The 14,585-nt window shown below is 36.9% G+C and carries 15 protein-coding genes; 8 read left to right on the top strand and 7 right to left on the bottom strand.

All coding sequences use genetic code 11. The features are described 5' to 3' along the window. Positions 1–110 precede the first annotated feature (110 nt). Positions 111–1,013, bottom strand: a complete 903-nt coding sequence (locus BKO01S_RS20530; RefSeq protein WP_066058907.1) for a PucR family transcriptional regulator — start codon at positions 1,011–1,013, stop codon at positions 111–113. A gap of 147 nt (positions 1,014–1,160) precedes the next feature. Between BKO01S_RS20530 and BKO01S_RS20535 the strand changes: the two genes are divergently transcribed. After that, a complete protein-coding gene (locus tag BKO01S_RS20535; RefSeq protein ID WP_066058910.1) occupies positions 1,161–1,421 on the top strand; it encodes a metal-sensitive transcriptional regulator in 261 nt (86 codons plus the stop codon). A 34-nt stretch (positions 1,422–1,455) separates the two neighbouring features. Here BKO01S_RS20535 and BKO01S_RS20540 read toward each other — a convergent pair whose 3' ends face one another. Genes BKO01S_RS20540 through BKO01S_RS20555 form a run of 4 tightly spaced genes read right to left on the bottom strand, consistent with a single transcriptional unit; the run spans position 1,456 to position 6,325 of the window. Then, positions 1,456–2,508: a YheC/YheD family protein gene (locus BKO01S_RS20540; protein WP_066058913.1), complete on the bottom strand. Its 1,053-nt coding sequence runs from the start codon at positions 2,506–2,508 to the stop codon at positions 1,456–1,458. Continuing rightward, complete coding sequence (locus BKO01S_RS20545; RefSeq protein ID WP_066058916.1) at positions 2,505–3,872, bottom strand: YheC/YheD family endospore coat-associated protein; 1,368 nt, start codon at positions 3,870–3,872, stop codon at positions 2,505–2,507. Before BKO01S_RS20545 ends, BKO01S_RS20540 begins: the two co-directional genes overlap by 4 nt. Next, positions 3,850–4,941 (bottom strand): YheC/YheD family endospore coat-associated protein, encoded by a 1,092-nt coding sequence (locus tag BKO01S_RS20550; RefSeq protein ID WP_066058919.1) that lies wholly within the window; start codon positions 4,939–4,941, stop codon positions 3,850–3,852. Before BKO01S_RS20550 ends, BKO01S_RS20545 begins: the two co-directional genes overlap by 23 nt. Further along, positions 4,901–6,325 carry a YheC/YheD family endospore coat-associated protein gene (locus tag BKO01S_RS20555; RefSeq protein ID WP_066058922.1) on the bottom strand — a complete coding sequence of 475 codons (1,425 nt, stop codon included), beginning with the start codon at positions 6,323–6,325 and terminating at the stop codon, positions 4,901–4,903. The genes BKO01S_RS20550 and BKO01S_RS20555 overlap by 41 nt, the downstream gene beginning before the upstream one ends. Before the next feature lie 105 nt (positions 6,326–6,430). On the opposite strand from BKO01S_RS20555, the gene BKO01S_RS20560 reads away from it, so the two are divergent. From BKO01S_RS20560 to BKO01S_RS20575, 4 genes are all read left to right on the top strand, one after another. After that, positions 6,431–7,570, top strand: a complete 1,140-nt coding sequence (locus BKO01S_RS20560; protein ID WP_066058925.1) for a DUF445 domain-containing protein — start codon at positions 6,431–6,433, stop codon at positions 7,568–7,570. Positions 7,571–7,639: 69 nt separating this feature from the next. After that, positions 7,640–7,993 carry a YlbF/YmcA family competence regulator gene (locus tag BKO01S_RS20565; RefSeq protein WP_066058928.1) on the top strand — a complete coding sequence of 118 codons (354 nt, stop codon included), beginning with the start codon at positions 7,640–7,642 and terminating at the stop codon, positions 7,991–7,993. A 140-nt stretch (positions 7,994–8,133) separates the two neighbouring features. Then, complete coding sequence (locus BKO01S_RS20570) at positions 8,134–9,000, top strand: Cof-type HAD-IIB family hydrolase (protein ID WP_066058931.1); 867 nt, start codon at positions 8,134–8,136, stop codon at positions 8,998–9,000. Between the two features lie 98 nt (positions 9,001–9,098). After that, positions 9,099–10,616, top strand: a complete 1,518-nt coding sequence (locus BKO01S_RS20575) for a coproporphyrinogen III oxidase (protein WP_066058934.1) — start codon at positions 9,099–9,101, stop codon at positions 10,614–10,616. A 34-nt stretch (positions 10,617–10,650) separates the two neighbouring features. Here BKO01S_RS20575 and BKO01S_RS20580 read toward each other — a convergent pair whose 3' ends face one another. Beyond that, on the bottom strand, positions 10,651–11,142 hold the full coding sequence (locus BKO01S_RS20580; RefSeq protein WP_066058937.1) for a GNAT family N-acetyltransferase: 492 nt from the start codon (positions 11,140–11,142) through the stop codon (positions 10,651–10,653). A 119-nt stretch (positions 11,143–11,261) separates the two neighbouring features. Between BKO01S_RS20580 and BKO01S_RS20585 the strand changes: the two genes are divergently transcribed. Further along, positions 11,262–12,050 (top strand): enoyl-CoA hydratase, encoded by a 789-nt coding sequence (locus BKO01S_RS20585; protein WP_066058939.1) that lies wholly within the window; start codon positions 11,262–11,264, stop codon positions 12,048–12,050. A gap of 33 nt (positions 12,051–12,083) precedes the next feature. Here BKO01S_RS20585 and BKO01S_RS20590 read toward each other — a convergent pair whose 3' ends face one another. Then, entirely contained in the window at positions 12,084–12,269 is a 186-nt protein-coding gene (locus BKO01S_RS20590; RefSeq protein WP_066058942.1) for a YhzD family protein, read from the bottom strand. A 128-nt stretch (positions 12,270–12,397) separates the two neighbouring features. On the opposite strand from BKO01S_RS20590, the gene BKO01S_RS20595 reads away from it, so the two are divergent. Both BKO01S_RS20595 and BKO01S_RS20600 read left to right on the top strand, forming a co-directional pair. Next, positions 12,398–13,297 carry an ABC transporter ATP-binding protein gene (locus BKO01S_RS20595; RefSeq protein WP_066058944.1) on the top strand — a complete coding sequence of 300 codons (900 nt, stop codon included), beginning with the start codon at positions 12,398–12,400 and terminating at the stop codon, positions 13,295–13,297. Next, positions 13,290–14,555: an ABC transporter permease gene (locus tag BKO01S_RS20600; RefSeq protein ID WP_066058947.1), complete on the top strand. Its 1,266-nt coding sequence runs from the start codon at positions 13,290–13,292 to the stop codon at positions 14,553–14,555. Before BKO01S_RS20595 ends, BKO01S_RS20600 begins: the two co-directional genes overlap by 8 nt. Positions 14,556–14,585: the final 30 nt, after the last annotated feature.

The following is a 14,585-nucleotide window of genomic DNA, read 5'->3' on the forward strand; positions in this document are numbered from 1 at the left end:
TCCTCCCAGTGATATGAAATCGTTTTCTTACGTTTAGATTACAGTATTGGAAGGTTTTTGTACTATGTGAATAGTGCACAAAAATTAAGAGAGAGATATTGGGCAATGTGCTATCTCTGTTTTTGCGATTCAAGCAAACAAGCGATATATAAGGTAATGGCACTAGGATAATCTTTTAAATTTACTCCGGTTTTTTCTGTAAATTTGTCTACCCGATATTGTAGAGTGTTACGGTGAATGTATAGTTTTTTTGCAGTGACACTAGCGTTTAAATTATTTTCTAAATATACCTGTATCGTTGCGAGCGTTTCTGGATCGTCCATCAATGGCTGCAGGAGTTGAATATCTATGGCTTTTAACAGGTCAGCCGGAAGACTATGAGAGAGCAAGGTAGGAAAGATATTTTCAAATGTAAAAACCCTTTCCTTTCCCTTTAACTCGATAGCCCTCTTGAAAAATAGCCGATCTTGATGGAATAGTTCCTTTAATTCACTTGAGGCAGGCTGAAACTTTCCAATGAAAAAACTTACACGTAGATAAAGGTCATTTTCAAATGTCTCAGAGATTTCAAGAAAATTTTCTGCCATTAAAAAGCTATGAGATTCATGCTCAATAAGAATGGCGTGATTTGGACTTTCCCAAAATATAATAATCTCCTCAGACAAGAACCCCTTTAAGGCGAGTTCTAAATCCTTTTGCTCCCAATCCTCACCCGAACAATGAAGATGGATCATTCGAACACGTCGCTCTTGTTTGTGTGAGGGAACCTGCCCATCTGAAAAAAGGAAGTTGTACCATCCCTGAGATTGAACCTCTATGACAGGTGGCTCAAAAGAATGAAAGAGGGCTTCAAGTAACTGTTTTTCTTTTGGGTCTAACGTGTTTCTTCTAATTCCAACCCAACCGTCTTCTGTTTCTTCATAAAACCAGTCATACTCTTTTGTATCATCAAGGGTAGGCTTTTGATTTTTATATTTACTGTCAACGAATAATTGTAGGATTTTTTTTAGCATAGTGGGACTCCTATACGTTTGTATAGTTTCATTATATCAGTTAACGTCTGGTATCAATAATCTGGATTAAAAATTACCATTTAAGAAAAAATACGATATAATCTATTGAATAGGGGATACCGTATTGATAGTTGAGAGGTGAATAAATTGGAATACTCACAAGAAATGAAAAACCGATTAAAGCGTCTTGAGGGTCAGGTTCGCGGTGTAATACGTATGATGGAAGAGGAAAAGCATTGCAAAGATGTGGTAACTCAGCTATCTGCTGTACGCTCTGCAGTTGATCGAGCACTGGGATATATTGTAGCGAAGAATTTAGAGGCATGTATTCGTGAAGCAAACGACGAGGGGAAAAACGCCGAGGATGCTATCCAAGAGGCTGTAAATATGATAGTAAAAAGTCGATAGACAAGAAAAAGGCACACTATCAATAGTGTGCCTTTTACTTACCTTCCGTAAAAGAACGGAAAAGTTGGCAAAGCATCTTCACCCTTTTTTCCTCAATCATTTTTTCGTCGAAGCTCATTGGTTTTGAATTAATCTCATAAATGACGAATTTTCCATCTGATGTTAAACCAAGATCAATGGAGAACTCAGCGAAGAATCCATATTTTCTATTTAATTCTTTTCCACACATCTCAACAATTTTTTTTATTAAGAGATCCTGTTTATCCGTTTGAAATTGGGAATATGAGAGTAACCTTCCTCCATTTGGTATATGAGTTGTTACTTGTTGATGGCCGGATTGTCTTACACCGACACCTACAGGTATATGCTTCCCATCCTGAAAAACAGACAATATTCTAAAGTCAAATCGTTTCCCTTTATAAAGAAGAGGAATTGCTGCTTGCTGTGCTATATATAATGCTTGTTGGAATTTACTATGGTTTTTTTTCCAATAATCATGAAAGGTATGGTAAATCGTTTCCTCCCGATGATCTATAAATAAAACCCTTCCATCGCTTTGCAATTTTATAATATGAATGCCTTTTCCCATCGAAGACTTTGCTTTTTTTATATAGACAGAGCCATAATTAGATAAAAAATTTTCTAATTCTGTTTTATCTTCTATTTTTATTGTCGGTAAGAAATACTGTTTAAGTTCTTTATGCTCCTTGAAATGTAAGTAACAATCATATTTGTTTAGAAAACTTGGATTAAAAAAAGGTATGGATTGTTCTCCAAAGAGAGTTACAGCATCAGTAAAGGATTTCCTTTCTTCATGCTTACGAAATGGCACACGGTTATATACAAGTTCAGGAAGGGGAGCGATTATCGTCTCCCATGTTCTCTTACTAGGTTCGTATTTTGCAGCTTTGACTTCATGGCCAAAGATATCATCTGGAGAGAATACAATCGATATCCCTCCCATCTTCATTAACTCCTCTTGAATGGAACGGAATAAGGGAATATTTCCAACTAGCTGCTTATCACCTTTTTTACTTGTTAGAATCCCAATATAGGGACTTACATTCCCAAGTGTCTGAGAAATCATTTAAAGACTTCTCCTGGCTGCTTAATGGCTTGCTCTGATAGAAAGACACCAAATGCAAGAGAAAGTTTGCGAGTTAATAGATCAAACTCTTTCATATCTGGGTGTTTAAAGATTGAACGACCGGGCTTTGAGTTCGCCTCAAAAAGCCAAACCTTTCCTTCTCGGTCAACTCCTAAATCAAACCCAATTTCTCCAATGATTCCTTCCATGTGATTATCCAATACATGACTGATTAGTAGACTTGCCTCTGATAATTTATGCAAAAGTTTTGCTTGCTCCTCTTTATCCTCAATAACTTCTTCAATCGTTTTTATGGAACCGCCACTTTTTACGTGTGTTGTCACACTTCCAGGTCCAGCAACTTTTGCTGCAACAGCAGTTACCTTCCAGTTGCCATTTTCATCTTTATTCGTATGAACACGGAAATCCACTGGACATCGCTCATAGCGAAGTAAGTGTATCCCTTGTTGTACAATAAGATGGTTTAGCTTATTCGGAAACGTATGCTTCATCAAAGATTCTAATGTTTCGAACTTCCTAAGCCGATTAATCCCATCGGTATCCCGGAAACGACAATAATAATGGTTTTGCTCCCGGTCAAAAATGATTTGGTAAATTCCAAGGCCAAGGCTACCATTCATTGGTTTTACGTATACATGGCCGTATTCAGAAAGCATTCTTTCAATCATTGAGAACGAAGTAAAGGGATGTGTCTCTGGTAGTAGCTTAGAAACTTCTTCAACCGATTCTAATCTCTCAAATACATCTAATTTATTAAAAAACCCGGGATTATACCAAGGAATTAAATATTCAGATTGCAAACGATCTTTTACTTTACGTAAGGCTGCCTTTTTTTCGCTTCGTCGGTTTGGGAGGCGATCATAGATTACATTAGGAAACGGTAGAGTAATGGTTTCCCAACCATGCTTATGATAGACAAATCCCTCAATTGTTCCTTCTTCCCAATTGATATGCTGTTCACCAAATACAAAGGGAAGGGCGCCAACAAATTTTTTAACAGACAAAAGCTTGGCAAAGAACATAGATCTTTCTCCAATTGGACGCATGACAAATGGAGTGAAACCAGAGGTGAAAATTCCAATAAGAGGACCGATATGAATGGTTTTTTCTACAAGAAATAGATGGAATGGGATATCAAGTGATGGGAATTTAATAGCTTCTGCAATATCAGGACTAAGAACAAGAGTATTTTTTCCATCTGGGTGTGGATAGCATTTAGCATTTATCGCAAATGTTCCGAATGAGATACGAGTTAGAGCATGATGATTAGAAAGCTCAGCAGGGAAGTATACGGTACCTCTTTCTAGATGATCGCTAATGTCAATTCGATAGTGTTTTTTCATGATTCATCAGACTCCTTTTTTGCCCAATTAGGTGCTTTGCATAAAGGATAGGGGCAAGCTCTAAAATAGATTTCACTTCAGGTGTTGTAGAAACAATTACTTTTCTTCCGGGCTTAGAATTCACGTCAAGTATCCACAACGATCCATCCTTAGCGATACCGATGTCTACTCCGATTTCAAATAAAGGAGGGAAGCTACCTTCTAAAACAGTTGGAAGGAGAGACAAGATATATTGGACTTCTTTTAGTAAAAAAGAAGATGGATTGTTTTCTTTTGACCAGTCCTCAAAGGTTTGAATTTTCCCACCAGCACTTACATTTGAGACAATGGATCCAACTGAACCTTCACGAATACCTTTGCCACGGATTATCCACTTCCCATGTTGGTCTTTCTGCAATAATACCCTAAGGTCGAAGGGGTGCCCTTCCTTATTGGTAAAATGTTTATAAGGCTGTATGAGGAATGTTTTTTTCTTTAATAAAGATTGAAGCCAGACTGAAAATGGCTCTTTTGATTCAAAGACTCGGCTTACATGCTTTTCTTTTTTATCAGTTTCAACAATATATTGCTCTTTTTCTTTTTTTATAAAGTAAATGCCTTTCCCTTGAGAGCCATTAATAGGCTTAATAATGGCTGGATTGATATGCGAAAGTGAGTGTATAACCTGGTCAGCGTGTGCAACTTGTGCGGAGTGAAGTAAATAAGGATGGAGCTTAGAATGATTCAAGACATCATAAAGTTCCATTTTATTTGGTAGGCCATAACCTAAAAAGGTTACATCATTTCTTGTTTTTAACCACCGTACAATGGAAAGGCAGTTTTGTGAGTGTGAATCATCACCATAAAAGCATCTATCGTACAATATTTCAGGAAGTGGAAATTCGGCCTCTGTCCAGCGTGATTCGCCCGGGTTATATTTTTCGCCAACAATATATTCGGAGGTTGGTATAATATTTGATGGAATAAATCTATAGCAACTAATTCCATAATGGCTTGCAGCCTGTGCAATTCCACTGAAATAAGAATTTTCATTCCTCAGGTTTAATGTCATGAATCCAAAGGTCAGCATGAATGTTCTCCTCCAATTCCTTGCTTTTGTATTCGAAAGCGAGTGTCCTAGCTAATTCCATAATGGCTTTTGTAGAAGGACGGATTTTTATTTCCTGTTCTTCGAAGTTTTTCGAGGGCTTTGAATTTACCTCAATAAGCCAAAGCTTTCCATCCTGATCAACTCCTATATCTAACCCCAGTTCACCGGTAATACCCTCTGTATTTTTACTAATAATAGAAGCAATTTCCTTGGCTAACTCTTTCATTAGCGCGAGTTGCTGGATCGCCACATTTCTTTCAAAGAGCTCTGTCAAAGCCTTAATCGGTTTATATGTTTCGCCGCCTCTAGCTATATTGGCTACAAATTGTTTTTCAGCTGAAATCCTTGCTACAACAGAGGTGACTTTCCAAGAATTATGATGATTTTGGTGACATAATACTCTAAAATCAATGTGGCGATTTTTATATAAAAGCAAGGGAATACCCTGCTGAATTATATACGTGGTTTTTCTTCGGAATCGGGAAAACCATTTAAAAAAATGCTCAACATTCGTAAAGGACATGAAATCGTCGCTTTGTGTTCCGGTTGATACCTTTACGATAAAGGAATGGCTTTCTTTATATAAATGAAGGATCTTACGGCCTTGACTTCCGTGAATTGGTTTAATAAACAAACTTGAGTGTTTATTAAGTAATTCTAGAAAATTGGCCTCGGAAAATAATCGTGTTTCCGGAAGATGAGGGTGCAAATGATCTTCTTCGATTAAGAGTGCATGAACATCCCATTTGGATAAAAAGCGATCATTAAAGAAGGGGATGTTCATTTTTGTCATTTCGTTTTTTATGTTATTAAAATGATCACTTCGCTCCTTTAACCTTGAGTGAATCCGGTTATAGATGACATCAGGTGGGGGAAAGATATGTTTCTTCCATCCCTCGTTATAGTAATAACCACTTATTTCATCTATTGAAAAATCATCACTTTTAAATACGTAAAAAAGTCCACCAGTTTGTTGTGTATGATAATGTAGTTCCTCGCAAAATGTATGAACGGATCGGAAATTCGGTAAATTATTCGTTTCAGTACTGTCTGTCATAAGGGCTACAATGGGCCCCACAAGCAGGATGTTAGACTCTTCAATGAATTTTGCTAAATATCTTGTTGCTACATATGGAATTTTAAACTGTGAAACTAGGAGCAGAGGAACGTGTATTTCGTTTTTGGGTATATCAGTTATTTCTAAACGAACTTCTACACACTCTCTGCCAATCTTTAGAAATATGGTAGGTCGTGCTAAAATGTTTAAATAGTTTGCTATTGCTCGGCTTATTTGGATACAATTTTCTTGTGTTTGAAACGTTTCGGTTGGAATCACCGTAATAGGTAAGTAAGAAGTAGCCATCACGATACCTCTTTCTATTGACCATGAATATGGGCAAAAGCTGATACGGTATCGTATGAAAAAACAAAAACATATGTGAAAAATTTTATGGAAGGTAGATGTTGTATGAATATAGCAATAACCATAGCTTTTATGGTTGTCATTGGAGCAGTGATTGGAGGATTTACGAACTCGCTGGCCATCAAAATGCTGTTCCGTCCGTACCGAGCACTTTATATTGGAAAGTGGAGGGTGCCTTTTACTCCAGGATTAATCCCAAAGCGTAGAGGAGAATTAGCTGAACAAATGGGAAAGATGGTGGTTGAACACCTATTAACCCCAGAAAGTATTCAAAAAAAATTCCTAAATGAACAATTTCAAAAGGATATGATCGTAGTTGCTCAAACGGAACTTAACCACCTGTTGAGAAGCAAAATTACTCTGGCACAAGCCTTCGAGCGACTTGGATATGATCAGGTTGAAACAAATGCATCTGATAAGCTATCAGTTTTTATTCATAACAAATACGAAGAAGTGATGGCGAGTTTTAGGGAGAGACCAATAAAGGATGTTCTTCCAATAGAGCTTCAAGAGAAATTAAGTCAAAAGATTCCTGATATTAGCGCATACATTCTATTAAAGGGGAAGGATTATTTTAATAGTACAGAAGGTCAGATGAGAGTAGAAAGAATGATCAATGATTTTGTCCGTGAACGAAGTGGAATGTTAGGGAATATGCTACAAATGTTCCTAGGAAATGTAAATCTCTCAGAAAAAATCAGACCTGAGATATTAAAATTTCTCGATAATGAGGGTACAAAGGACTTGATAACAACACTCCTTTTAAGGGAGTGGGATAAGCTATTAGATAAAAAAACAGAAGAATTTGAGGAGCAATTAGGAAAAGAGCAATTACTGCAAATGATTAATCAAACCGTGAAAAAATTCGTGAAAATTGATCAACTTATACAGAAGCCGATTTCTGAACTGCTTGAAGATCATCGTGAGGACATTATAAACGAGTTTGTTCCCGCGGGTTTAAAATTAGCATTTGGTTGGTTTACTGGACGAATTGAAGGTCTACTAGAGCGATTGCACTTAGCTGAAATTGTGAAGGACCAAGTAGAAACCTTTTCAGTAGAGCGGCTTGAAGAAATGGTGTTATCAATTTCCAGAAGTGAATTAAAGATGATTACTTATTTAGGGGCCTTGTTAGGGGGAGTAATCGGACTATTCCAAGGTGTAGTTGTACTTTTCATAGGATAGAGATTATTCGCTTTTTAATCAATTATTTGGTATAGTTGGTAAGATTTCTTGTAAAGGGAGTGTTTAAAAATGGCGGTTAATTTACATGATGCAGCCTATGAACTAGAAAAGGCGATTCGCTCTAGTAATGAATATGCAAGTTTAAGAAGAATTTATGATGAAGTGAATGCGGATCCTTCTGCAAAAACAATGTTTGAGAATTTCCGTAATTTACAGCTTGAATTACAACAAAAGCAAATGATGGGTCAAGAGATTTCACAAGAGGAAGTAGAACAGGCTCAAAAAACAGTAGCCCTTGTTCAACAACATGAAAAAATTGCTCAGCTAATGGAAGCAGAGCAAAGAATGAGTATGATTATTGGTGAATTAAACCAAATCATTATGAAGCCACTAGAAGAGCTTTATGGTGCTATGGGTCAATAACTTTTAAAACACTTTATCTATGTAGATAAAGTGTTTTTTCTTTTGATACAGCAAACTCTGCCTTCTGATTGTTCTAATTACACAGCTATTTTCATACATGTGATATAAAGGGAAATGATGAAGGTGGGGGGCTACTCAGAATGATTTATCGACTACTTGCTATAAATATAGACGGAACAATTCTTCAATCAAACGGTCGAATTCAAAGGTCAACAAAGGAAGCTGTCGAATATGTTCAAGAAAAGGGAATATATGTTACGTTAGTTACATCTAGAAGTTTTCCATCAGCAAAGAAAGTGGCGAAGGCATTGAAGCTTGATTCCTATTTAGTCACGCATCGTGGGGCATATATCGCAAGCTCCATGGATCAACCAGTGTTAGTAAGAAGAATTTCCGAAGATATCACCTTTGAGCTCGTTCGATTATTAGAAGCTTTTCACTGTCAAATTCGTTTAGTAGATGATCGGTATTCGCTTGCTAATCGCTCTAGAGTTAGCAATAATCTGCTAGCAAAAACCGTGTTTTCTTCGGGGGATCCTGTCTTTTACTCACAACAATTTGTTGAATCACTAAGTGATGCTATTTCAGACGAACCATGTAGTCCACCAAAAATTGAAGTTTATTTTGAGAAAAAGGAAGACCTTCAGGATGTAAAGCAAGCAATCTATACCATGTATGACGAAATTGATATATTGCAGCTTAACGAACTTCGTTTAGAAATTGTTCCAAAGGGTGTTTCTAAGCTAACAGGTCTTTTATATTTGGGAGAAAGACTTGGGGTGAAACGGTCAGAAATGGTTGTCATAGCAGATGGTTTAGATGATATAGATATGATTGAAAAGGTAGGGCTAGGTGTGGCTATGGGAAATGCACCCGTTGAAGTGAAAAAGGCGGCTGACTGGGTCACTCGATCGAATAATGAAAATGGAGTCGGTTATGTGGTTAAAGAACATTTCCGCAAGCAACAGCCGATTGAATTCTTAAAGAAAATGAATATAATTAAGTAAATGGAAGGTATGGATCAACGAATCAAAGTTGACCCATACCTTTCCTTTTTGTACACTTTTAAGACAATGAAATAAATTTAACTAAAAAGGTGATTGTCTTGCAGATTAATATATATGGTTTAACGGAAGAAAAATTTCATCGTCCCCTTACAAATATAGCTAACTTATTTTTTGAAGAAACGAAAGTATTCATGACAAACCATTCGGACCTCGCAGAATTAACGGTGGATTTTGTTTTGAAAGTTTCCGATTGGGTTCATGTACATGCAGAAATACGAGGTCATGGGGCAATACAATCAAATTATAAAAAAGCCATCCCAGATGAACTTTCCCAAAAAGAAAAAGATAGAATGATTAAAAATGCGATATCATATGTGTATTTATCTGTTCTACAAACTTATACAGGAATGACACAGAAGTGGGGAATCTTAACAGGAATAAGACCAACAAAACTTCTCCATAAGATGCTACATGAAGGTATGCCGAAAGAACTAGCCCACAAAAAGCTTCAAACAGAGTATATGATTTCTGATGAAAAGATTCAATTAATGCAGAACATCATTGATCGACAATTATCTGTTGTCCCTGACTTGTATAAGCTACAAAACGAAGTGAGCATATACATTGGCATTCCGTTTTGCCCAACGAAATGTGCATACTGCACATTCCCTGCATATGCGATCAATGGGAGGCAAGGCTCTGTTAACTCCTTTTTAGGCGGCCTTCATTTTGAAATGAAAAAGGTCGGCCAATGGCTTAAAGACAATGATGTGAAAATTACAACCGTATATTATGGTGGCGGTACGCCAACTAGTATTACTGCAGAAGAAATGGACATGCTTTATGAAGAAATGTACGAGTCCTTTCCTGATGTGGCAAATATTCGGGAAGTAACAGTTGAAGCGGGTCGTCCTGATACAATCACGCCTGAAAAGCTAGAAGTATTAAAAAAATGGAATATTGATCGTATTAGTATAAACCCACAATCGTATATTCAAGAAACATTAAAAGCAATTGGGCGCCATCATACGGTAGAGGAAACAATTGAAAAGTTTAAACTCGCGCGTCAAATGGATATGAATAATATCAATATGGACTTAATTATTGGTTTGCCTGGAGAGGGTGTTGATGAGTTTTCTTATACTCTCCAAGAGACTGAAAAGCTTATGCCTGAATCATTAACGGTTCATACTCTTTCCTTTAAACGTGCTTCTGAGATGACCAAAAATAAAGAAAGGTACAAGGTTGCGGAACGAAGTGAAATCGAGGAAATGATGGGGCTTGCGGAAAACTGGACCAAAGAACATAATTATGAGCCATATTATCTGTACCGACAAAAGAATATTCTAGGTAATCTCGAGAATGTTGGCTACGCGCTACCAAATCAGGAGAGCATTTATAATATTATGATTATGGAAGAACAGCAGACAATCATTGGTCTAGGATGTGGAGCCGCTAGTAAATTTATCGATCCTTCCACGGGTAAGATTACACAGTTCTCTAATCCTAAAGATCCAAAGACATACAATGACTCCTTTGAGAAATATACAAACGATAAGCTAGAGATACTGGGTAGTTTATTCTCAACCCAAAGCACAAGATCTTCTATTAAATAAGAAAGAGTTCTTTCATTGTACAAGCCATGGATAATTATTTATCTGTGGCTTGTTTGTATGCTTCATATATATGTTCTATTTTTAATGGTCGTAGCATTCGGTTTTCCGGTTGATCAATGGGTTGAAATCCGAATTTTTCGTATAGGCCGTGAGCATCCTTGGTGGTTAAATGAAAGGCTGCTCCTTTTAGCCTCGGTTCGCTTACAATTGTTTCCATTAGCCATTTGCTTAACCCTCTCCCTCGGTACTCCTCAATCACAAACACATCTGCTAAATAAGCAAATCTAACAAAGTCAGTGATTATACGAGCAAAACCAACTTGCTTGGCCGAGGAATTCACTTCTGGATTACCATCAAACAGTCCAAAGCATAAATTAGAGTTCTCTATAGATTTGACCACTAGGTCGCGAGTCATGTCCTTGCCCCAATAGGATTCTTTGCAAATAAAATCTTCAATAACGTCAAGATTTAAAAGGGTTTTGTCAGTTGTTATATAAAATTGATTATAGGTGTAGGTTGATTTCAAGAGGTGCACTCCTTTCTACTTAACTATACCGATTTTTGGGAGAATTTTAAATAATTAGTTTTTTATCTGATGAAATGCCGATATAATAAAAGAGGAGAAGCAAGCGGGAGGGGAGAAGGATGAAAACGAATATTGAATCAAATATCGTGTTAGTAAATGTGAAAGATCGAGTCGCAACGATACAATTGAATCGACCAGAAAGTTTAAATTCACTTAATATGGATCTCATCAAGGGGCTTACGGCAAAGTTAAAAGAGATAAGTATTACTGATGATATTGATATTGTTGTTCTAACTGGCAATGAACGTTCCTTTTCTTCAGGTGGAGATATAAAGATGATGTTACAGGCGACAAATGAAAGCGATTTCTATAGTGCGATGGATAGCATCAATGAATTGGTAATGACTCTTTATTCACTGCCAAAGCTTTCAATTAGCGCCATTTCTGGATCTGCTGCAGGTCTTGGTTTAAGTATTGCATTAGCAACAGACTATATTTTAGCTGCTGAAAATAGCAAACTTGCCATGAATTTTATTGGGATTGGACTTGTCCCAGATGGCGGTGCTCACTTTTTTCTAGAGAAAAAATTGGGTGAGGATCAAGCAAAGCAACTAATTTGGGAAGGAAAAGTAATGACTGCAGACGAGGCATTACAAAAAGGCCTAATTCATGAGGTAGCTCCCAATTATATGGACGCATTAAATAAAAAGCTTGAAGAGTACTTAAAGAAACCAGTCCAAGCAATGATTAAGACAAAGAAAATTATGGTGGAAAAAAACCGGCCACAGTTATTAAAAATACTTGAACTTGAAAAATACGCACAGCATAAAATGAGACAAACGGAGGACCACAAAGAAGGGGTTCGTGCATTTGTAGAGAAGCGGAAACCTCAGTTCAAAGGAAAATAAAGAGAAACTCAGCCAATATGGCTGGCTGAGTTTTTATGCTTTAAAAAGGATTAGACTTCCATCAGGGGATACGAGCCGGTAGGTTTTCTTGTTTAGCTCCTTTTCTCTTAGGAGAACCTCAGCCTTATTTTTTGCCTCGACATCATTTTCTGCTGCAATTGCTTCGTCAATCACCTTCTCTCCAGAAGCCTCAAAACTAGTTAATTTATAAATTTTCATCTCTTTACCCCCTATTACTTCTTAGTTTTATTTTTACATAGGTGAGGATGTTCTGGAAAGAAAAAATCCAAAAAATGTAACCTTTTCCATTCCTGTACGTAGTACCTTATGAAAGAGGAGGGAAGGACATGGTACTAAAAATTGAAAATATAACAAAGCGGTTTGGTGCGTTCACGGCAGTAAATGATCTTTCTTTAACGATACCAGAAAAAGAAATGTTTGGTTTTCTTGGGGCAAATGGAGCTGGGAAGACAACGACCTTTCGGATGATTTTAGGCTTAATGGATAGTAGTGAAGGGGAAATTTCTTGGAATGGGAAACCGATTAATTACTCAACAAGCAGATATATTGGCTATTTACCTGAGGAACGAGGTCTGTATCCGAAATTAAAGGTAAAGGAACAAATTGTCTACTTAGCAAGGTTGAGAGGAATGGAAAAGGGGGAAGCGCAGCAGGAATTAGAGAAATGGCTTGAACGATTTAAAGTACCTGAATATGCCAATAAAAAGGTTGAAGAGCTTTCTAAGGGAAATCAGCAAAAAATCCAATTTATTGCAGCTGTTTTACACAAGCCGCAATTGCTTATTCTTGATGAACCTTTCAGTGGACTTGATCCTGTAAACGTTGAATTACTAAAAGAAGCGGTACTAGACTTAAAGAAAAACGGTTCAACGATTGTTTTTTCAAGTCACCGAATGGAGCATGTAGAAGAGATGTGTGAGCATTTATGTATCATGCATAAAGGAAGCCCTGTTGTGCATGGTTCTCTTAGAGGTATTAAAAAAAGCTTTGGTAAAAAAAATGTAGTCATACATGCTGATTTCCCACTCGACTTTTTAAAAGAGTTTCCTGGAGTAATAAAGTACAAAATGACCGCAGAAGGAATTCATCTTCAAATAACAGGAGAAGAAATAGCCTCCAACATCCTTAAGGAAATTGTGCCGAATGGGTTTATACGTAAGTTTGCGCTTGAGGAACCGAGTCTGAATGATATCTTTATTGAGAAGGTAGGTGCCTCGTATGAATAAGTTTTGGATCATTCTAGCTCATACTTATATGAGTAAAGTGAAATCAAAATCTTTTATTATTACAACAGTCGTTACGCTTTTAATTATTATAGGAATGTCCAATCTCTCGAAGGTGATGGACTATTTTAATAAAGGGGAAGCAAGCGATGAAATTGCAGTTGTTGATGAGAGCGGAACACTTTATTCTCCATTAAAGGAGCAAGTGGAATCGGTAAATGAAGAGATTACATTAACTAAATTTCCTGGGAATGAGAAAGCGGCAAAGGAAGCGATAAGGGATGGAGAATATGATGGACTTCTTCTAATACGTTTAAATAGCACAGGCTTACCTGAGGCAACTTATCAAGCAATGACCATTGCCGATACAACAACAGCGAATGAAATCAAAAATAGTCTACAGCAAATAAAAACCCAATTAGCCGCCACACAAATGGAACTTTCAACAGAGGAACTAGCTAAATTGTATGAACCTGTTGACTTCCAACAAATTGCCCTAGAAAAAAATGCAAAAACAGAAGAAGAGCTGAATCAAGCCAGAGGCCTTGTATATGTACTTTTATTTGTAATCTATTTTTCTGTTATTCTATATGCAAACATGATTGCTATGGAGGTTGCAACTGAAAAATCCTCTCGGGTAATGGAAATTCTTATTTCAAGCGTATCTCCAATTAAACAGATGTTCGCAAAGATACTTGGCATCGGTTTGTTGAGTATGACACAAATGGCTGTTTTACTAGGGGTAGGTTATGTTTCCATTAAGCAAAATCTAGATTCTATGCAAGGGGGATTTTTTAGCTTCTTTGGGTTTGGAGATATTCCTTTAGCAACAATAGTGTATGCTGTTGTCTTCTTTATTTTAGGATACTTCCTATATGCAACCCTTGCTGCCTTTCTTGGATCTCTTGTTAGTAGAATAGAAGACATTCAGCAGATGATTACACCAATGACGATGTTGATCGTTGCTGGTTTTATGATCGCTATGTTTGGACTAGGTCAACCAGAGACACCATTTATCACTATTTCATCTTATATCCCGTTCTTTGCCCCCATGCTAATGTTTATGAGGGTAGGTATGTTATCGTTACCAATATGGGAGCCGATACTAGCGATTGCGATTCTTATAGTTACCATTATTCTACTAGCAATCTTTGGTGCAAGAGTATATAGAGGTGGCGTTCTAATGTATGGTCGTTCTAACTCTTTTAAAGATATTAAAAAAGCCTTGCAGCTTACAAAGAACGAAAAAAACAAGCTTTGATTTTGAAGCTTGTTTTTTTATTTCATATAT

This window comes from Robertmurraya korlensis NBRC 107688 (genome assembly GCF_001591645.1).
Lineage (GTDB): Bacteria > Bacillota > Bacilli > Bacillales > Cytobacillaceae > Robertmurraya_A.

Excerpts from the sequence above, each read along its gene's own strand:
- BKO01S_RS20530 (WP_066058907.1), bottom strand. The coding sequence starts at position 1,013 with ATGCTAAAAAAAATCCTACAATTATTCGTTGACAGTAAATATAAAAAT.
- BKO01S_RS20540 (WP_066058913.1), bottom strand. The coding sequence starts at position 2,508 with ATGATTTCTCAGACACTTGGGAATGTAAGTCCCTATATTGGGATTCTA.
- BKO01S_RS20545 (WP_066058916.1), bottom strand. The coding sequence starts at position 3,872 with ATGAAAAAACACTATCGAATTGACATTAGCGATCATCTAGAAAGAGGT.
- BKO01S_RS20550 (WP_066058919.1), bottom strand. The coding sequence starts at position 4,941 with ATGCTGACCTTTGGATTCATGACATTAAACCTGAGGAATGAAAATTCT.
- BKO01S_RS20555 (WP_066058922.1), bottom strand. The coding sequence starts at position 6,325 with ATGGCTACTTCTTACTTACCTATTACGGTGATTCCAACCGAAACGTTT.
- BKO01S_RS20560 (WP_066058925.1), top strand. The coding sequence starts at position 6,431 with ATGAATATAGCAATAACCATAGCTTTTATGGTTGTCATTGGAGCAGTG.
- BKO01S_RS20565 (WP_066058928.1), top strand. The coding sequence starts at position 7,640 with ATGGCGGTTAATTTACATGATGCAGCCTATGAACTAGAAAAGGCGATT.
- BKO01S_RS20570 (WP_066058931.1), top strand. The coding sequence starts at position 8,134 with ATGATTTATCGACTACTTGCTATAAATATAGACGGAACAATTCTTCAA.
- BKO01S_RS20585 (WP_066058939.1), top strand. The coding sequence starts at position 11,262 with ATGAAAACGAATATTGAATCAAATATCGTGTTAGTAAATGTGAAAGAT.
- BKO01S_RS20590 (WP_066058942.1), bottom strand. The coding sequence starts at position 12,269 with ATGAAAATTTATAAATTAACTAGTTTTGAGGCTTCTGGAGAGAAGGTG.
- BKO01S_RS20595 (WP_066058944.1), top strand. The coding sequence starts at position 12,398 with ATGGTACTAAAAATTGAAAATATAACAAAGCGGTTTGGTGCGTTCACG.
- BKO01S_RS20600 (WP_066058947.1), top strand. The coding sequence starts at position 13,290 with ATGAATAAGTTTTGGATCATTCTAGCTCATACTTATATGAGTAAAGTG.